The organism is Kitasatospora sp. NPDC051914 (genome assembly GCF_040680995.1).
In the GTDB taxonomy this organism is placed as follows: domain Bacteria; phylum Actinomycetota; class Actinomycetes; order Streptomycetales; family Streptomycetaceae; genus Kitasatospora.
In genome coordinates, this window is the sequence record NZ_JBFAXX010000003.1 from 136,172 (window position 1) to 152,082 (window position 15,911).

General features: G+C 73.2%; 22 protein-coding genes. 11 read left to right on the forward strand and 11 right to left on the reverse strand.

The window, feature by feature from the left end; translation table 11 throughout:
* Positions 1–52: 52 nt before the first annotated feature.
* Positions 53–550 (reverse strand): DUF6480 family protein, encoded by a 498-nt coding sequence (locus AB0M03_RS03810; RefSeq protein ID WP_363488040.1) that lies wholly within the window; start codon positions 548–550, stop codon positions 53–55.
* A 145-nt stretch (positions 551–695) separates the two neighbouring features.
* Positions 696–1,796 (reverse strand): glutamate--cysteine ligase, encoded by a 1,101-nt coding sequence (locus AB0M03_RS03815; RefSeq protein WP_363488042.1) that lies wholly within the window; start codon positions 1,794–1,796, stop codon positions 696–698.
* Between the two features lie 93 nt (positions 1,797–1,889).
* Between AB0M03_RS03815 and AB0M03_RS03820 the strand changes: the two genes are divergently transcribed.
* Entirely contained in the window at positions 1,890–2,111 is a 222-nt protein-coding gene (locus AB0M03_RS03820) for a hypothetical protein (RefSeq protein ID WP_363488045.1), read from the forward strand.
* 25 nt (positions 2,112–2,136) lie between these two features.
* Here AB0M03_RS03820 and AB0M03_RS03825 read toward each other — a convergent pair whose 3' ends face one another.
* From AB0M03_RS03825 to AB0M03_RS03840, 4 genes are all read right to left on the reverse strand, one after another.
* On the reverse strand, positions 2,137–2,517 hold the full coding sequence (locus tag AB0M03_RS03825; RefSeq protein ID WP_363488047.1) for an STAS domain-containing protein: 381 nt from the start codon (positions 2,515–2,517) through the stop codon (positions 2,137–2,139).
* An 89-nt stretch (positions 2,518–2,606) separates the two neighbouring features.
* Complete coding sequence (locus AB0M03_RS03830; RefSeq protein WP_363488049.1) at positions 2,607–2,837, reverse strand: hypothetical protein; 231 nt, start codon at positions 2,835–2,837, stop codon at positions 2,607–2,609.
* A 34-nt stretch (positions 2,838–2,871) separates the two neighbouring features.
* Complete coding sequence (locus tag AB0M03_RS03835; RefSeq protein ID WP_363488051.1) at positions 2,872–3,258, reverse strand: DUF2267 domain-containing protein; 387 nt, start codon at positions 3,256–3,258, stop codon at positions 2,872–2,874.
* Positions 3,259–3,293: 35 nt separating this feature from the next.
* Positions 3,294–3,482: a hypothetical protein gene (locus tag AB0M03_RS03840; RefSeq protein WP_363488053.1), complete on the reverse strand. Its 189-nt coding sequence runs from the start codon at positions 3,480–3,482 to the stop codon at positions 3,294–3,296.
* Positions 3,483–3,730: 248 nt separating this feature from the next.
* Here AB0M03_RS03840 and AB0M03_RS03845 point away from each other — a divergent pair, with 248 nt between their 5' ends.
* The 4 genes from AB0M03_RS03845 (at position 3,731) to AB0M03_RS03860 (ending at position 6,954) form a co-directional block, all read left to right on the forward strand.
* The gene (locus tag AB0M03_RS03845) at positions 3,731–4,372 is read left to right on the forward strand and encodes a nucleotidyltransferase family protein (RefSeq protein ID WP_363488055.1); all 642 of its coding nucleotides are present in this window, start codon (positions 3,731–3,733) and stop codon (positions 4,370–4,372) included.
* Positions 4,369–4,650: a hypothetical protein gene (locus tag AB0M03_RS03850; RefSeq protein ID WP_363488057.1), complete on the forward strand. Its 282-nt coding sequence runs from the start codon at positions 4,369–4,371 to the stop codon at positions 4,648–4,650. The genes AB0M03_RS03845 and AB0M03_RS03850 overlap by 4 nt, the downstream gene beginning before the upstream one ends.
* Positions 4,647–5,411 (forward strand): metallophosphoesterase, encoded by a 765-nt coding sequence (locus tag AB0M03_RS03855; RefSeq protein WP_363488059.1) that lies wholly within the window; start codon positions 4,647–4,649, stop codon positions 5,409–5,411. Before AB0M03_RS03850 ends, AB0M03_RS03855 begins: the two co-directional genes overlap by 4 nt.
* 538 nt (positions 5,412–5,949) lie before the next feature.
* Complete coding sequence (locus AB0M03_RS03860; RefSeq protein WP_363488061.1) at positions 5,950–6,954, forward strand: YihY/virulence factor BrkB family protein; 1,005 nt, start codon at positions 5,950–5,952, stop codon at positions 6,952–6,954.
* A gap of 15 nt (positions 6,955–6,969) precedes the next feature.
* On the opposite strand, the gene AB0M03_RS03865 is transcribed toward AB0M03_RS03860, so the two are convergent.
* Together AB0M03_RS03865 and AB0M03_RS03870 are read right to left on the reverse strand one after the other, a co-directional pair.
* Positions 6,970–7,389, reverse strand: coding sequence for an ATP-binding protein (locus AB0M03_RS03865; RefSeq protein ID WP_363488063.1), 420 nt, complete (start codon positions 7,387–7,389; stop codon positions 6,970–6,972).
* Positions 7,390–7,461: 72 nt separating this feature from the next.
* A complete protein-coding gene (locus tag AB0M03_RS03870) occupies positions 7,462–7,857 on the reverse strand; it encodes an STAS domain-containing protein (protein ID WP_363488065.1) in 396 nt (131 codons plus the stop codon).
* Positions 7,858–8,229: 372 nt separating this feature from the next.
* Here AB0M03_RS03870 and AB0M03_RS03875 point away from each other — a divergent pair, with 372 nt between their 5' ends.
* The 4 genes from AB0M03_RS03875 to AB0M03_RS03890 all read left to right on the forward strand — a co-directional run bounded on the left by AB0M03_RS03875 (position 8,230) and on the right by AB0M03_RS03890 (position 11,723).
* On the forward strand, positions 8,230–10,293 hold the full coding sequence (locus tag AB0M03_RS03875) for a SpoIIE family protein phosphatase (RefSeq protein WP_363488067.1): 2,064 nt from the start codon (positions 8,230–8,232) through the stop codon (positions 10,291–10,293).
* A gap of 95 nt (positions 10,294–10,388) precedes the next feature.
* A complete protein-coding gene (locus AB0M03_RS03880; protein ID WP_363488069.1) occupies positions 10,389–10,805 on the forward strand; it encodes a helix-turn-helix domain-containing protein in 417 nt (138 codons plus the stop codon).
* On the forward strand, positions 10,802–11,065 hold the full coding sequence (locus AB0M03_RS03885; protein ID WP_363488071.1) for a hypothetical protein: 264 nt from the start codon (positions 10,802–10,804) through the stop codon (positions 11,063–11,065). The genes AB0M03_RS03880 and AB0M03_RS03885 overlap by 4 nt, the downstream gene beginning before the upstream one ends.
* A gap of 289 nt (positions 11,066–11,354) precedes the next feature.
* Positions 11,355–11,723: an STAS domain-containing protein gene (locus AB0M03_RS03890; RefSeq protein WP_363488073.1), complete on the forward strand. Its 369-nt coding sequence runs from the start codon at positions 11,355–11,357 to the stop codon at positions 11,721–11,723.
* 74 nt (positions 11,724–11,797) lie between these two features.
* On the opposite strand, the gene AB0M03_RS03895 is transcribed toward AB0M03_RS03890, so the two are convergent.
* The 3 genes from AB0M03_RS03895 to AB0M03_RS03905 all read right to left on the reverse strand — a co-directional run bounded on the left by AB0M03_RS03895 (position 11,798) and on the right by AB0M03_RS03905 (position 14,099).
* A complete protein-coding gene (locus AB0M03_RS03895) occupies positions 11,798–12,577 on the reverse strand; it encodes a VOC family protein (protein ID WP_363488075.1) in 780 nt (259 codons plus the stop codon).
* A gap of 50 nt (positions 12,578–12,627) precedes the next feature.
* On the reverse strand, positions 12,628–13,455 hold the full coding sequence (locus tag AB0M03_RS03900) for a DUF4331 family protein (RefSeq protein WP_363488077.1): 828 nt from the start codon (positions 13,453–13,455) through the stop codon (positions 12,628–12,630).
* 188 nt (positions 13,456–13,643) lie between these two features.
* Positions 13,644–14,099, reverse strand: coding sequence for a MarR family transcriptional regulator (locus AB0M03_RS03905; protein ID WP_363488079.1), 456 nt, complete (start codon positions 14,097–14,099; stop codon positions 13,644–13,646).
* Between the two features lie 120 nt (positions 14,100–14,219).
* On the opposite strand from AB0M03_RS03905, the gene AB0M03_RS03910 reads away from it, so the two are divergent.
* Both AB0M03_RS03910 and AB0M03_RS03915 read left to right on the forward strand, forming a co-directional pair.
* Positions 14,220–14,612 carry a nuclear transport factor 2 family protein gene (locus tag AB0M03_RS03910; RefSeq protein WP_363488081.1) on the forward strand — a complete coding sequence of 131 codons (393 nt, stop codon included), beginning with the start codon at positions 14,220–14,222 and terminating at the stop codon, positions 14,610–14,612.
* A gap of 44 nt (positions 14,613–14,656) precedes the next feature.
* Positions 14,657–15,877, forward strand: a complete 1,221-nt coding sequence (locus tag AB0M03_RS03915; protein ID WP_363488083.1) for an alpha/beta fold hydrolase — start codon at positions 14,657–14,659, stop codon at positions 15,875–15,877.
* Positions 15,878–15,911 lie beyond the last annotated feature (34 nt).

The window sequence follows — 15,911 nt, forward strand, 5'->3', positions numbered from 1 at the left end:
GTCCTCCGGCCCCCGGCGCAACGCCGCTCGAACGCGGAGGTGCACCTTCGGATCAGGCGATGATGCGCGCCACCATGAACACGATGACGCAGAGGACGATCAGTCCGATGACGACCAGCGGCCACGGTCCCCAGGCCCGGCGCAGTTCCGGCGGCTCGGGTACCGAGATGCCCTCCGTGGTGCTTCCCTCCCCCGGCGGCGTCTCCTCGGGAGGCACGGCCGGAGCGGCCGGAGCGGCCGGAGTCTGCCCTGCCGGGCGGCCGCTCGTGGAGGCGGTCGCCGGGGAGGTGTTCTTCTGCAGTTCCCGCAGTGTCGCGGGCAGGTCGAGCTCGACGATGCCGGTGCCCTGGCCGGAGGCCCTGGCGTAGGCGAAGGCGCCGTCGTGCGAGAAGACGGCCATCAGCGAGCGACCCGGCCGGGTGAAGAGCATGCGTTCGTTCCTGGCCCGGTCGGCGGGCTCACGGCGCACGGCCCAGCCGAGTTCGGCGGCCCGCTCGTAGAGGGCGGTCTGCTGCATGCTCAGTGGCAGTTTTCGTGCGACGGTGCTCATGGCTGTCCACCCACTCCGGTCGGGCCGGTCCGCGAGCCGGCGCATCGTCCGGGCGCCGGAATCGCCTGAATCCGAGCGTTTGCCCGCAAATCGCCGTTCCAATCGCCGTTCGTTCCCGGCCGGCCGCCGGGCTGTCCGGGCCGTCTCAGAGCAGTACGCCGCCCGTCTCGTCGGTGATCATCCGGACGAGGCCCTTGCGGCCGGTCTGCCGGAGCCGGCGGCGCTGGCGCACGGCGCCGTTCCCGCCCGCGAGGAGGCGGTGCAGGGCTTCGTCGATGCGTTCCAGGTCTCCGCTCGCCCGCAGCTCCGGCCCGACGGCGGCGAGGAGGGCCCCGGCCGCATCGGCGGCCGGGCCGAGGGTGCCGGTGGCGGGATCGGGCAGCCGCTCGGCGATGCCGTGGCGGGCGGCGTACCAGGCGGCCGTCTGCAGGAGCTCGGGTGGCGCGGGGGGCAGGGCGGCGGGGCGGTCCGGGGCGAGGATGCGGGCGGCCAGGGCCCGTACGAGTGCGGCGAGCAGGACGGCCTCGTCCGCCCGCATCTGGACGTCCATCGCGCGGACCTCGACCGTCGGGTAGCGCTCGGAGAGGCGGGCCTGCCAGTACACCTGCGCGGTGTCGCGGACGAGCCCGGTGGCGATCAGGTGGTGGAGGCGCCGGTCGTAGTCGGCGGCGTCGGCGAAGGACGGGGGCACGCCGCTGACCGGCCAGCGGCCGAAGACCACGGTGCGCCAGCTGGCGAAGCCGGTGTCCCGGCCGCGCCACAGCGGGGAGTTGGCGCTGAGCGCGGTCAGCACGGGCAGCCAGGGCCGCAGGCCGTTGAGCACGGCCACGCCCTCCGTCCGCCCGGGGACGCCGACGTGCACGTGCATGCCGTTGATCAGCTGTTCGTCGGTGAGGGCCGGAGCGTCCCGGCGCATCCGCCGGTAGCGCACCGAGGGCGTGACGGGCACGGGGAGCCGGTCCGTGAACGGGGCGGAGCCGCAGGCGGCGAGTCGACAGCCGCAAGCTTCGGCGGCATCGCTGAGGCAGTGGCGCAGCCGCAGCAGGTGGCCGCCGAGTTCGTCGAGGCCGCGGCAGACCGGGGTGGCCACCTCCAGCTGGGCCTGGAGCAGTTCGCGCTGCACTTCGCCGTGCTCCACCGCCGGGTGCAGGCCGGCCGCGGCGAGAACCTGGGCGGCGCGCGCGACCGGCACCCCGGTGGCCGGGGAGACGAGGAGGTACTCCTCCTCCACGCCGATGGTGAGCACGTGCGGCGGCTACCCGCCGAGCCGGAGGTCAACCGTGAACGGGTGGAGGCGGCCGGGGGTTTGGCCGCTTCCTCACCGGACAGGCGCCGCGTCATGAACTGGGAACACGTGACACAACCGATCGGCTGGACCGGGATCGCCGCTGACGGTGCCGGTCCGCACCTGTGGCTGATCGCGGCCGGCGCAGCCGTGGTCGTCCTCCTCGTCCTGGCGTTCGTGCTGGGCCAGCGCCGGCAAGAGAGGAAGCCGCCACCCGTGGACGTCCACTACGACGGTCGGCGCTCGGCCGGTGACCGGCCGGACGACCCGGTGTAGAGCTGTCGGCCACCCGTTGCGGCCGTCACGGGACGGCGACGTGCCAGCCTCCGACGTCGACCAGGCCGAGTGCGTGGCGGACGGCGGAGGGCGCTCCGACGAAGCGCAGCTCGATGCCGCGTGCCGCTGCGGCGGAAAGCGCCTCGCGCAGCACCGAGATGCCCGAGTCGGAGCACCGCGCCAGGGCAGCCAGGTCGACGGTGACCGCCCCGCCGGGCGGGCAGTGGCCGAGTTCGCTGAGCAGCGCGCGACGCAGCAGGGGTGCGGTCGCGCTGTCCTCGCCGCCCTCCGCGGTCAGGTGTCCCCGGCGCCGCGGCCGCGGGGCGTTCCGCCCGGCCGACTGCCCCCGCAGCGAAGGCGCTGCCGGGGACGCCGGGCGCAGGGGAGGGACGAGTGGCCTGGTCACAGCACCAGTGTGGACCGTACAACGGGCGAAGTCAGCCCCCGGAACGAAGTGCGCGCTGCGTGCAGGGCCCGGACGGGATGCGGTCCCGCTCAAGCGGTCGCCCCGAGGTCGGGGAGACCGTCGGGGGCCTCGGCCCCGGGGCGGCGCACGACGACCGGGGGACGCCGCCGGAATCTCGCTTCGCCCGGTCCGAGGGCGGTGAGTTCGTCGAGGAGTGCGCCGAGTTCGGCGAGCGCGGCCCGCTCCCGGCGGGCCTTCTCGGCGGCGGGGCCCTCGGGTCGTCGGGCCCGGGGGCGGTGGGGATGCGGTTCGGTGGGCATGACGGCGCCCTCCTCTGGTTGGTGCTGCGCGCTCTCAGAAGAGTTCCGGGTGGCCGAAGAGATCGGCGAAGCCTGGGGGCAACTCGTTCACCAGGGCGTCGAGTTCGCTGTCGTCCACGGTCTCGGCCACCGCCCGCAGGACGGCGGACGCGTCCGCGGCCGCTTCGTCGACCGTGCTGTCCCGTGCCTCGGCGACCCGGCCGAGGAATGCCTCCGCCGTCCATCCGGACGGCTCCCGCTCCGGCTTCGAGACGACCAGGTCTCCGAGTTCTTCCGGGAGTTGGTCCGCCAGGGCCGCGGCAGGGCCGGTCCCGAGCAGTTCGCCGAGCAGGCCCAGGACGGCGGCGACGGCCTCGTCCGCGTCACCGTCCTCGTAGCCGGCGGTGTCGCGCACCAGCAGCAGGAATTCCTGATGGTCCATGGTCCTGCCCTCGGTCGTTCACACGCGGGTGGGGCTCAGTCGGTCTCCCGGCTGCCCTTTTCTTCCTTTTCGGTGTCGGACGGCGGGTGCTCGGTGTCGGCGTCCTGCTCGGCCACCGGGGTGCCCGCGCGCACCGTCTTCACCGTCGGGGTCCGCCGGTCGTCCTGTTCGTCGTCGTGCTGCCCGGGCACTCCCCCGGCGCCGCCCTGCGGGATGTCGTCCATGGCTCCTCCTCGGATCACGGAGTACCGGGCTGGTCGCCTGCCCGGACGCGGGCGCGGCAAACCGCCGGCCTCCGAGCCGCCCCACCCGTCCACCTGCCGGTTCCGGTTTCGGCCGGGCACCGCTGGCTAGAAGCCGGGCAGCCCGTCCCCGCGGCGGAGCCCGACAAGGTGTCCCGGACGGAGGGCCTGCCGCCCGGGGCGGTCGGACCGGCGTCCCCGACCGACCGGCGTCCACAGGAGGTCCCAGCGTGTCCGACTCCGGTGTCCCCCGTACCGAGCCGGCGACGGCCCCCTCGGCCGCACCGGGCGGCAACGGCGCCCAGGACCCGTCCCAGGGCATCCTGGAGGCCACCAAGCAGGTAGCGCGCCTGCTCAAGGCCAGCGGCCACCGGTTCGCGCTCGCCGGAAGCGTGGCCGCCTATGCGCACGGAGTGCCGCGGAGGACACTGCACGACACCGACTTCTGCGTGCTGCGGGACGAGGTCGACGCCCTGACCGAGGTCCTCAACACGGCCGGGCTGCACGTCTGGTCCCCGCCGGACGACTGGCTGGTCAAGACCGAGTTCCAGGGGCAGCAGATCGATCTGATCTTCTCGCTCTCCGACCGTCCGGTCACCGAGGGCCTGCTGGAGCGCGCGGTATCGCGGCCGGTGGACTCGGTGTGGATGCCCGTCCTGGCACCGACCGACCTGATGGCCAGCCAGCTCACCGCGTTCTCCGAGCACCACTGCGACTTCGGCAGGGTGCTGCCGATCGCGAGGACGCTGCGCGAGCAGATCGACTGGGCCGAGCTCCGGTCGCGCTGCCGCGGACTGCCGATGGCCGAGGCCTTCCTCTACCTGCTGGAACGCCTCGACGTGATCGAACCGTCCCGGGAGGCGGCACCGTGAAACCCGTCGACCGCACGTCGGGCCCCGAGAGTACGGGCCATGCCGAGTACCGGGCGGCGCGGCTGCAGGAGCGGCTCGCGGCGGGGCCGTTCGCCGAACTCGCCCTGCGGATCGAGTTCCGCGGCGATGCCGTGCTGGTGCGGGCCGTTGCGGCCACCGCGGCCTGCCGCAGCTACCTCCTGGACGCCGTGGCGGAGGAGTTCGCCGGATTCCACGTCCACACCGACATCGCCCTGGCGGACACCAGCCTGCCCGACCATCCGGAGACCGTGCAATGACCGGCCGCACCGTCCGGGTCGCCGCCGTGGGCGACATCCACCTCGCACCCGACACGGCGGGCCGCTACCGCCCCGCCTTCGAGAGCCTGGGCGGGACGGCCGACCTCCTGCTGCTGGCCGGCGACCTCACCCGGCACGGCACGGTCGACGAGGCCCGCACCGTCGCCGCGGAGGTCGCCGGCCTGCCGGTGCCCGTGGTCGCCGTCCTCGGCAACCACGACCACCACCACGGCTGCCCGGACGACGTGGTGGCGGTACTGCAGGAGGAGGGCGGCGTCACCGTGCTGGAGGGCAGCGCGGTGACCCTGGCCGTCGACGGACGGCAGGTCGGCGTCGCCGGCACCAAGGGCTTCGGCGGCGGGTTCGCGGGGCGCTGCGGCTCGGAGTTCGGCGAGGACGAGATGAAGGCCTTCGTCCGCTACTCACGGTCGCTCGCCGACGGGCTGCGCACCGCGCTGGACGAACTCGCCGCCTGCGACCTCAGGATCGCATTGACGCACTTCTCCCCCGTACCGGACACGCTGGCAGGCGAGCCGCTGGAGATCTACCCGTTCCTGGGCAGCTACCTGCTGGCCGAGGCGATCGACGAGGGCGGCGCCGACCTGGCCGTCCACGGCCACGCCCACGCCGGCACCGAACGCGGCATGACCGCCGGTGGCGTGCATGTGCGCAACGTGGCGCAGCCGGTCATCCGGCATGCCTTCGCCCTCTACGAACTGCACCCGGCCGACCGGGCCGAGGACGGGAGGTCCGCCGGCTGAAAGAGTCGACCGGCGAGCAGGTGGCCGGTGATGGCGGACAAGCCCACCGGTGCGGCGGCGGCCCACACCCACAGGACGTCACGGACGACGAGGAGGACCGCAAGGAACAGGCACAGGGCCGCCACGGCGACGAACACGGTGGTGGCGGCCGGATTCCCGTCCCAGTGCGGGATCACGAGCGGCAGGTGGAGGGCGCCGGCCGCGACCAGGGCAGCCGCGGCCGGCCACCGCAGCCGCCGGGCCCGGATCCCACCCGCACGGCCTCGCACCCGCGTCCGCGACCGGGCCGCCGGTGCGGCTGCAGGGCTGTCCGCGGCGACCGGTCCGATCGCGGTGCCCTCGACACTCCGCTCCCCCGCATCGCCGGCGGACCCGGCGGCGGACCGGTCCGACGCCGGTTCCGGTCACCCGGCAGCGGGGACGGCGGCCCGGGGACTCGCGGGTCTTGTCGTGTCGGGCGACGTTCAGGCATCGAACAGCGGGTCCGGGTCGGCGTCGGGGCTGGTTTGGGACCGGTTCGGAGGGAACACGCGGACACATGGCAGACGAACACGGCAAGCGTGGCCGACCGGCCGCGGAGCCCGCCCCGACCCCCGGGCGCGGGCCGAGCAGCCCGCTGGAGGTTCCGGCCCGGGGCTGGTGGCAGGTACTCAAACGCACCGGCCGCGAGTTCCTCGCCGACGAACTCCCCGACCGGGCCGCCGCCCTCACGTACTACGGCATCCTGGCGATCTTCCCTGCCCTGCTGGTGCTGGTGGCCGTGCTCGCACTCGCCGGCACCTCCGCGACGGACACCGTCCTGGACAACCTGCAGGCACTCGCGCCGGGGTCCGTCCGCGACATCCTGCACGACGCGATCACCCAACTGCAGGCCGGACGCGCCGCGGGCGGCTTCCTCGCCGTTCTGGGACTCGCCGGTGCCCTCTGGTCGGCGTCCGGGTACATCGGCGCGTTCATCCGCGCGGCCAACGCCGTCTACGACATCCGCGAGGGCCGCCCGATGTGGAAGACGACCCCGCTGCGGATCGGCCTGACCCTCCTGACCATGGTCCTGCTCGTCGCCTGCGCGGTCATCGTCGTCTTCACCGGCCGACTCGCCGAACGCGCCGGAGACCTGCTCGGCCTCGGCGACACCGCGCTCACCGCCTGGGCGATCGCGAAATGGCCGGTCCTCGTGATCCTCGTGGCGCTCATGATCGCCCTGCTGTACTGGGCGGCCCCGAACGTCCGCGGCCGCGGCCTGCGCTGGACCTCGCCCGGCAGCCTGCTCGCCGTACTCCTCTGGCTCGCCCTGTCCGCCGGCTTCGCCGCCTACGTGGCCAACTTCGGCTCCTACAACAAGACGTACGGCACGCTCGCCGGCGTCGTCGTCTTCCTCGTGTGGCTGTGGCTGACCAACCTCGCGATCCTCCTCGGCCTCGAACTCGACGCCGAACTCGCCCGCGAACAGTCCATTCGCACCGGCCGACCCCGCACCGAGGAGCCCTACGTCGCACCCCGCGACACCCGCACCTGGCCCGACGAGGACGACGACGGCCCCTAGCCCGGCGGTGCTGCGTCAGGGTAGGCGGAGTGCGGCCCAGACCGTCTTGCCGGTGCCGTCGGGGCGGCTGCCCCAGGCCGCGGCGATGTGGTCGACGATGCGCAGACCGCGGTGGTGCGGCTCCTCCGGCCGGGCGGGGCGGATCCGCGGTCGGGCGGGACTCGCGTCGGCGACCTCGATCCGCATCCGGCGGGCCCGTGGGGCGAGGCGGAGGTCCATGACCACGGGGCCGCCGGCGTGGTCGACGGCGTTGGCGAGCAGCTCGGCCGCCACCAGCAGCACATCGTCCACGACCACCGCGTCCGCGTCGGGCCGCCAGTCCGCCAGGGCGAGCCGGGTGAAGTCGATGCCCCGGCGGACGCACCCCTTCCGGTCGCCCGGCGGAAAAGCCAGGCGGCGGTGGCGGTGGGCCGGGGTGGTGGTCAGTGGGCACATGACGGTTCCGGACGGGCCGGGAAAGGCTTCGCTGACCCTCGCGTCTCCCCGGCCGGACGCGCCCTACACCCCTTACGGCGCCGGTGTGTCCCGGTGGTCCACCGCCTCCTCGAGGGTCGGACGGATCGGGAAGACCAAGTGGGCCTCGGTGATCTCCAGGACGCGCCGCACGCTCCTGCTCGGGGCCACCAGGACGAGTGCCACGCCATCGGCGTGCGCGGCACGACGGGCGACGAGCAGCGCGTTCAAGCCGCTCGAGGTGAAGATCCGGACGGCGGACAGGTCCACGGCGAGCACGGTCGGGCGTCGGCCGAGGGCCTCGCCGAGGGCCTGCCCCATCTGCTCTTCGTTCTCGAGATGCAGGTTCCCGGCGAACGAGCACGCCAGTGCGTCGCCCACGACAGTGGTGCCGATCTTCAGATCCGGGGCCGGCCCGACGGACTGCACAGAATGGCTGTAGGAGGTCATGGCACGCTCTCCGAGCCCACCGATGGCTCCACCGTCACGGTGGGCCGGGGCATCATTTCCTCGCGGGTTCGGGAGACAGTGCGGCGACAGCCGACGGGCATCCGGTGAGCGCCAGGGTGACGAACACCGGTACACCGTCCCTACCCCGCCCACACGTTCCCACCCCGTTTCGACCCGGCCGATCCGGCCGATCCGGCCGGATCACCGCTGTCGATTCCCGGAGTGGCGGTGGAGACACGGTCCGGCGCAGCCGGCGGGCCTCCGGCGCGTGGCGTCGACGCCGATCGGGGACCATGGAAGGCGCGGGCTCCGGAGCACCGGGCCGAAGCGCGCGGCCGCCGACCGGGCGGGCACGCGGAAGGAGGGTCCGCGATGGGCGAGGCGGAGTCTGCAGGCGGGCCCGCGGCAAGCATGCCGTCGGGCCCCAGCGGGCTGATGGACCTCCTGGGCGTTGCGGCGGTGCTGCTGGAGAGCCACGGGCGGGTCGACATGTGGAGCCCGAAGGCCGAGGAGCTGTTCGGCTACTCCGCGGACGAGGCGGTCGGCCGGTACGCGGCGTCGCTGCTCCTCCATCCGCAGCACCGGGACCTGGCGATGAGCCTGTTCGCCGAGGTCCTGCAGACCGGCCGGGGATGGGCGGGCGCCTTCCCGGTCCGCCACAAGGACGGCAGCACCAGGCTGGTCGAGTTCCGCAACATGAGGCTGATGGACAGTGTCGGCGACTTCTACGCCCTCGGGCTCGCCACCGACCGGCTGAGGTTGCGCGAGGTGGAACGCGACCTGGCGCTCTCGACGCGGCTGGTCTCGCAGTCGCCCATCGGGCTGGCCGTCCTGGACACCGACCTGCGGTACGTGACCGTCAATCCGGCGCTGGCGCGGATCCACGGCGTCCCCGAGGAGGGCCACCTGGGCCGCCGCTTCCGCGATGTCATGCCGCCGGGTCAGTTCGGCACCGCGGAGGCCCGGATGCGGAAGGTGCTGGAGTCGGGCACGCCGGTGATCGACCGGTACACCGTCGGCCGCACACGCGCCGACCCGGACCACGATCACGCCTGGTCCGTGTCCTTCTTCCGGCTGGAGGACTCCAACGGTCAGGTCCTGGGCGTCGCGAACTCGGTGGTGGACGTCACCGAACGGCACCGGGCGACCATGGAGGCCGAACGGGCCCGGCAGCGCCTGGCCCTGGTCGCCGACGGCTCCGCCCGCATCGGCACCACGCTGGAGGTCGAGCAGACCGCCCGCGAACTGGCGGACGTCGTCGTGCCGGCCCTGGCCGACGTGGTGGCCGTGGACGTCCTCGACTCCGTACTGCACGACGGCTCCGCGGAGGGCCGCGACGACCCGATGCTGTTCCGCGCCCTGGCGGTCAAGGCCGCCTACTCCACCGAAGCCTCCCGGGCGGTGGTGCCGCCCGGACACATCACCGCCTACCACGCCGACCACCCGGCGGCCCACTGCATCCGCACCCGCCGCCCGCTGCTGATCACCCACGTGCGCGGCCCCGATCTGGAACGCATCGCCACCGATCCCGGCGCGGCGCGGCTGCTCGCGGAGGCCGGCGTCCACACCGACATGGCCGTCCCGCTGATCGCCCGCGACCGGATCCTGGGCGTGGTCGGCCTTGCGCGGGCCCGCAACCCGCAGCCGTTCGACGAGGACGATCTCGCCCTCGCCTGCGAACTGGCCTCCCGCGCCGCGGTGTGCATCGACAACGCCCGCCTGCACCAGCGCATCCGCGGCGCCGCCGAGACCATGCAGCGCAGCCTGCTCCCCCGGCTCCAGCCCCACCACCCCCACTTGGAGCTCGCCGCCCGGTACCGGCCCGCCCAGGCGTTCAGCGAGGTCGGCGGCGACTGGTACGACGTGATCCCGCTCGACGGCGAGAGGACGGCGCTCGTGGTGGGCGACGTGATGGGCAGCGGCATCGCGGCCGCCACCGCCATGGGCCGCCTGCGGACCGCCATGTCCACCCTCGTCGGCCTCGGCCTCGACCCCGCCCGGATCCTCGGCCACCTCGACCGGATCACCCAGGGCCTGGACCCGTACATCGCCACCTGCATCTGCGCGCTGTACGACACCCGGGCCCGCCGGTGCTGCGTGGCCACCGCCGGCCACCTGCCGCCCGTCCTGGTGCCCGTCGAGGGGCCGCCGGAGCTGCTCGACCTGCCCACCGGCACACCGCTGGGAGTCGGCGGCCAGCGGTTCGAGTCCGCCGCCTTCGACCTGGGACCCGGCGACCGGCTCGTTCTCTACACGGACGGGCTGGTCGAGACCCGCGACCGGCCCATCGACGAACGCCTCGACCTCCTGCTGAGCCTTCTCGCCTCGCCCGACGGCTCGGTGGAGGAGACCTGCGACCGGCTCCTGCACGAACTCCGCCGCCCTTCCGACCACGACGACGTGGCCCTCCTGATCGCCCGCGTCCGGTCCGCATAGGGCCCCACGGCGGTGCGGATGCCGGCTGCCCGACGGAGTCGTCCGACTACGGATTCAGGTCCGGCAAAACCGGAATTCCGGTTCATACTTGTGGTGTGGCGGAGGAGCACGAGCCCCGCACGAGCTGGACGTTCCTGACCCAGCACGCCCGGGTGCTGCTGATGGTCTCGCGTGACCCGCAGGTGCGCGTGCGGGATCTCGCAGCCTCGTGCGGAGTGACGGAGCGGGCCGTGCAGTCGATCATCACAGACCTGGAGAGCGCCGGCTACCTGACCCGCACCCGGCACGGCCGCCGCAACCACTACCACGTCACAGGCCACACGCACTTCCGCCATCCCGCCGAGGCCCGCCACGAGATCGCCGGCTTCCTGGAGCTGTTCGCCGACCTCTCGCCGCCCCCGGCGCCGAGGGCAACCACGGCACCCGTCCCGGTGGCCGGCACGAGCGCGACGACCATTCCTGAACCAGTCCGCCGAACGGATCCCCCGACGTGCAGGGGAGGGCACCGATGACCGACGACCGCACGATCACGGGCGACGACGCCCTGCCGACCGCGGCCGCCACCAAGCTCGCCGAGTTCAAGGACCTGGCCTGCACCGCAGTGGGCCTCTGGAGCAACGGCGACCGGAAGGGCGCGTTCGACGCCCTCGGCGCGGCCGTACCGGCGGCCGCTGCGGCCGCCGCTGTCCTGAACATCCTGCTCGAACTCGACCGCGCCGCCGAAGCGAGGGAGCGCAGGGGCAAGGACGGCATCGCCGCGTGGTGGGGATGAGGGCCGGTACCCGGCGATCCCGGCCGCACGTCGCCGGGCCGCCCGCAGCGAACGGCCCCGAGCCGGGCCGCTCCCGCGTACGAGCCCGGAAGACACGACAGCTGCTCCACCCGGAGGTGGCGCACCCATGAGTACCCGGCACCTCTCGCCCTCCCCCGCCCGCCGCGACGCCGCACCCCTGCCGCGGATCACCACCGCGGACGTCCCGCAGCCGGGCCCACACGGTTCGGGCGGGGAGCGGGAACACCGCCGGGCCCGGGCGGACTCCGGCTCAAGGGGGCGTTGAACCGTGACGGGTCGGCTGAAGAGCAGCACCGCGCGGGTGGGAGCAGCAGTGGTGTGCACGTTCGCCGGTGACCTCCACATGGCCAACGAGCCCGGGGTGCGCACGGTGCTGAACGAGGCGCTGGGCCTTCTGCCGCAGGTGCTGGCCGTGGACCTGAGCGGGGTGGAGCTGTTCACCTCCAGCGGGTTGAACGCCCTGCTGCAGGTCCGTTCGGCAGCGGCCGACCGAGGGGTGCCGGTGGTGCTGCTGGCACCGAGCGGCGCGGTGCGCCGGGTGCTGGAGCTGACCGAGGCGGCCGAACTGTTCCCGGTCTGCGCGTCCGCGGAGGAGGCGGCCCGGCACGCCCGGCCACCGCAGGCGTTCGGCACGTAGGCGTGGTGATCGGGCGCCCGCTCTCCGGAGTCGTGGCCGCCCGCGCAAGGGTGAGCAGGACGAACGGACCGGCCTCACATCGGGTTGGGTGTGATCACGGCGAACTGAGCGCCCTGCGGGTCGGCGACCACCGCCATCCGTCCGGCCCTCATGTCGAACGGGGACTTGAGTACCGTGCCGTTCGACTTGACCAGAGCGTCCACGGTGGAGTCCACGTCGTCGACCGCGAAGTAGGTCAGCCAGTGTGCGGAGGCACCGGGCGCATCGCCTGCCAGCGGGGTGACGCCTCCGACCGCCCTCCCTCCGACACGCAACTGCCAGTAGGAGTCGGCGCCTTCCAACGGTTCGACGGCGGTGCCGAACGCGTTGCCGTAGAAGGCGGTGGCGGCCTGCACGTCGCTGGTGTGCAGCTCGTTCCAGACCAACGCGCCGGCCTCTCCGACCGTCTGGGCACCGAAGAACTCGCCGGGCTGCCAGACGCCGAACACCGCGCCCTGCGGGTCCGAGGCCACCAGCATGCGGCCCAGGTTGCCGACGTCCACCACCGGCACGACCACGGTGCCGCCCGCGGCGACGATCGCGTCCTGGGTGGCCCGGGCGTCGGTGCTGGCCAGGTAGGTGGTCCAGGCGGTCGGGGGCTCCGGCATGCCTCCGGGAGCCATGGCGGGGGCGATGCCGGCGACGGCCTTGCCGTTGAGCTCGCACACCGCGTATCCGCCGAACTCGGCGGGGCCCGGTCGGCCCTGCCAGCCGAGCAGGTCGCGGTAGAAGTCCAGCGCGGCCTGCTGGTCCTTGGCCATCAGATCGACCCAGCACGGGATGCCGGTCGAGTACGGCGTGGTGACTTCGGGCATTCGTCCCTCTTTCTGACGGTGGCTCCGGTGTGAACCGCGCGGGCCGGCCGTCAGGGGGCCGGTACGGGGTGCGGCTCACCGAGGTAGGGGGAAGACGGTGAGCAGGTCGGTGTGCGAGGCGGTTTCCGCCTCCTGCGGACCGTAGCGCCGGTGTGGGACAGGACCGCCGTCCAGGCCTCGCGGTAGGTGTCCCAGTCGTCGGCCGGCTCACCGGCGTTGTAGGCGTCCTTGACCTCTTCCGCGTTGAAGTACGCGGTCAGGGACGGATGCGCGCCGCGGTCCACCGACACCGGTTCGCCGTTCTGGCGCAGGCTCACGCGCGCCCGGACGCCGATCGGGCGCTCGCCCAGTTCGTCGTCGTCGACTTCCAGCACGATGCCGAAGACGTTCTTGTCGATGGCGAAGTCGTTGCCGGTCCACTGGAAGTCGTCGACGATGCCGTCGAGGTCGGCGAAGAACGGGTCGCTGCGCAGCCCGGCGAAGAAGCGGCGGCCGCCGCTCTGCGCGCCGTCGGCGCCGGGTGCGCGGTCGAAGGCGACGGCGATGTCGGACATGACGGCCGGTCCGGCGGCGTCGTGCTGCTGGGCCTCGGGCCCCTCGGCCCGGTGGACGGTGACGCTCTGCGCCCCGTCGCGGGGCGGGGAGAAGACGAAGCTGTAGGCGATGTCGGCCAGGTCGTCGCCGTCGGTGTCGATGTTGATCCGGTAGACCGCGTCCGGGTGGAACGCCTCGCCCCGGGTCGGGGCGAACGGGTTCACGTTCATGATCAGGACCGTCCGGCCGGCCTCGGCCGCGGGGAACACGAACAGGTCGGTCAGGTCCAATCGCGCGTCACCCTTCGGGGAGCGCAGGTCCGGACCGCTGAGGTGGTGGGACACAGGTGCTCCTTGTTGTTCGCCACAGTCGCGTCGTCCGCCGCAGTCGCCCGGCAACGAAGCCCCCGCCACTTGCGCCCGATCCTCCCAGCTGCTCCTCGGCGCGACACTCGCGCAACGCCGCGGTGCGGGCCCGTCACCCGAACAACCCAGTCACGGCCGGAGCCGGGACGCCGGCGGGCGGGTGGCAGTCAGCCTTGGTCGGCGGTGAAGGGCCCCTCGTCGACGAAGCGGCGCAGGAGTCGGGCGAAGGCCTGGGCGTCGGCCTGCGGCCAGGTGGCGAGTGAGTCCTCGATGCCGGCGGCCAGCCGCTGCCGGGTGGCCGAGATGACGGTGTGGCCGCCATCGGTGAGGGCGAGCAGGGTGGCGCGGCCGTCGGCCGGGTCCGGCTGGCGCCGGAGCAGGCCGGCCTGCTCCAGGCGGTCGGCGCGGCGGGTGACGGTGGTGCGGTCGAGTCCGATCTCGCGGCCGAGGTCGGCCGCGCTGGCGGGGCCGGTGCGGGCCAGGCCGCTGAGGACGGGGTAGGTGAGCTCGTCGACCGCCTCCCCCAGCCCCTCGGTCAGTCGGGTGTAGAGGCGGGCGCGGGTGCTCCGCCGCAGGAGCAGTCCGAGTGCTTCGGCGATGTCGTGTCCTGTCGAGTTGTTCACCCCTCCAGATTAGCGTGCGCGGCGCACGCTTCTCCTGCTACAGTCATAAGCGTGCTTCAGGCACGCATCTCCGCTCGATCCACGGCGGAACGCTCCCGCACGCAACCGAAGGAATCCCCCATGACCCGCACCGACATCCGTGCCGCCCTCACCGACCTGCTCCTCACCCCGGGCCTCGGCCTGGACGAGGCCGCCGACCGGCACTTCGCCCCCGACTACCGCCAGCGCACCGACGGCGACTGGGCGGACCGCACCGAGTTCCTCGCCCACATCGCCCACCTGCGCACGGTCGTCGCCGACGGCTCGGTCGAGGTGCACGACGAACTCTCGTCCGGCGACCTGTACGCCGACCGCCACACGATGGAGGTCGTCAAGACCGACGGCTCCACGGTCCGCATGGAGGTCTACGTCTTCGCCGAGTTCGCCCCCGACGGCCGCTTCCGCCGCATCGAGGAGACCACCCTCATGCTCGAGGGCGCCGACAGCGACCGGAACCTCGGCAGCGCCCGCTGAACCCCACACCGTCCGACCAGTTGCCACACCCCCAGGAGGCCGCCGTGAAGCCGTTGCTGTTCCCCGACAACCCCCAGTTCTGGTACGAGACCCTGCGTTCGATGAGCCACATCGCCTACGGCGGGGCCGACTTCGGCGAGGTGGTCTCCACCTGCGAGCGCATCGAGGAAGGCGGCCACGACAGCTGGCACGACGAGTGGCTCGCCACCGCCGACCGGGTGGCCGGGCAGGCCCGGCAGGCCCTGGACGCCGGCCGCACCATCAGCGCCCGGGACGGATTCCTGCGGGCGTCCAACTACTACCGCTCGGCCGAGTTCTTCCTCCACGGCCACCCGTGCGACCCCCGCCACGACCACGCCTACGACCAGAGCGTGGCCTGCTTCCGGACCGCGGCGGCCCTGTACACCCCACGCATCGAACCGGTCGCCATCCCCTACGAGGGCACCACCCTGCCCGGCTACCTCTACCGGGCCGACACCACCGGAACACCGCGGCCGACCCTGATCATGCACAGCGGCTTCGACGGCACCTCCGAGGAACTCCACTTCAGCGGTGCCCTGGCCGCCCTGGAACGCGGCTACACCGTGCTGACCTTCGACGGACCGGGGCAGCCCGGACCGCGGCACCGCGAGGGCCTGGTCTTCCGCCCCGACTGGGAGAACGTCGTCACCCCCGTCGTCGACTTCGCCGAAAGCCTGCCCGAGGTCGACAACAGCCGCATCGCACTCCTGGGTTCCAGCATGGGCGGTCTGCTCGCCCCCAGGGCGGCAGCATTCGAACACCGGCTGGCCGCACTGATCGCCGTCGACGGCGTCTACGACCTCGGCGCGTTGTCCGTCCGCCACATCCCCGGCGACCGTGAGGAAGCCGAACGGCGCCTGCGCGCGGACTCCGACCCCCGACTCGACGCCCGTTTCCGGCAGATCATCGCCCAGGACGCCACCGCACGGTGGGCGATCAACCACGGCATGTACGTCATGGGCGTCGACACCCCCCGGGCCTTCAGCGCCTCCTACCTCGACTACACCCTCGCCGACGGCATCGCCGAACAGATCCGGTGCCCCACCCTCGTGTGCGACGCCGCCGACGACGAATTCTTCAAGGGACAGCCCCAGCAGCTCTACGACCACCTGACCTGCCCCAGGACCCTCATGGTGTTCACCGCCGACGAAGGAGCCGGCGCCCACTGCCACCCCGGCGCCATGCGCCGCTCCCTGGCCCGCGTCCTCGACTGGCTCGACGGCACCCTCGCAACGGCCCCCTGAGCAGCCGGCACCCGTCCTCACCACGGCTCGGGGC

What these genes read in the sequence shown, in the direction of transcription:
- AB0M03_RS03810 (WP_363488040.1), bottom strand. Translation starts at nt 550, where the DNA reads ATGAGCACCGTCGCACGAAAACTGCCACTGAGCATGCAGCAGACCGCC.
- AB0M03_RS03820 (WP_363488045.1), top strand. Translation starts at nt 1,890, where the DNA reads ATGAACTGGGAACACGTGACACAACCGATCGGCTGGACCGGGATCGCC.
- AB0M03_RS03830 (WP_363488049.1), bottom strand. Translation starts at nt 2,837, where the DNA reads ATGCCCACCGAACCGCATCCCCACCGCCCCCGGGCCCGACGACCCGAG.
- AB0M03_RS03835 (WP_363488051.1), bottom strand. Translation starts at nt 3,258, where the DNA reads ATGGACCATCAGGAATTCCTGCTGCTGGTGCGCGACACCGCCGGCTAC.
- AB0M03_RS03840 (WP_363488053.1), bottom strand. Translation starts at nt 3,482, where the DNA reads ATGGACGACATCCCGCAGGGCGGCGCCGGGGGAGTGCCCGGGCAGCAC.
- AB0M03_RS03855 (WP_363488059.1), top strand. Translation starts at nt 4,647, where the DNA reads ATGACCGGCCGCACCGTCCGGGTCGCCGCCGTGGGCGACATCCACCTC.
- AB0M03_RS03860 (WP_363488061.1), top strand. Translation starts at nt 5,950, where the DNA reads ATGGCAGACGAACACGGCAAGCGTGGCCGACCGGCCGCGGAGCCCGCC.
- AB0M03_RS03865 (WP_363488063.1), bottom strand. Translation starts at nt 7,389, where the DNA reads ATGTGCCCACTGACCACCACCCCGGCCCACCGCCACCGCCGCCTGGCT.
- AB0M03_RS03870 (WP_363488065.1), bottom strand. Translation starts at nt 7,857, where the DNA reads ATGACCTCCTACAGCCATTCTGTGCAGTCCGTCGGGCCGGCCCCGGAT.
- AB0M03_RS03875 (WP_363488067.1), top strand. Translation starts at nt 8,230, where the DNA reads ATGGGCGAGGCGGAGTCTGCAGGCGGGCCCGCGGCAAGCATGCCGTCG.
- AB0M03_RS03885 (WP_363488071.1), top strand. Translation starts at nt 10,802, where the DNA reads ATGACCGACGACCGCACGATCACGGGCGACGACGCCCTGCCGACCGCG.
- AB0M03_RS03895 (WP_363488075.1), bottom strand. Translation starts at nt 12,577, where the DNA reads ATGCCCGAAGTCACCACGCCGTACTCGACCGGCATCCCGTGCTGGGTC.
- AB0M03_RS03910 (WP_363488081.1), top strand. Translation starts at nt 14,220, where the DNA reads ATGACCCGCACCGACATCCGTGCCGCCCTCACCGACCTGCTCCTCACC.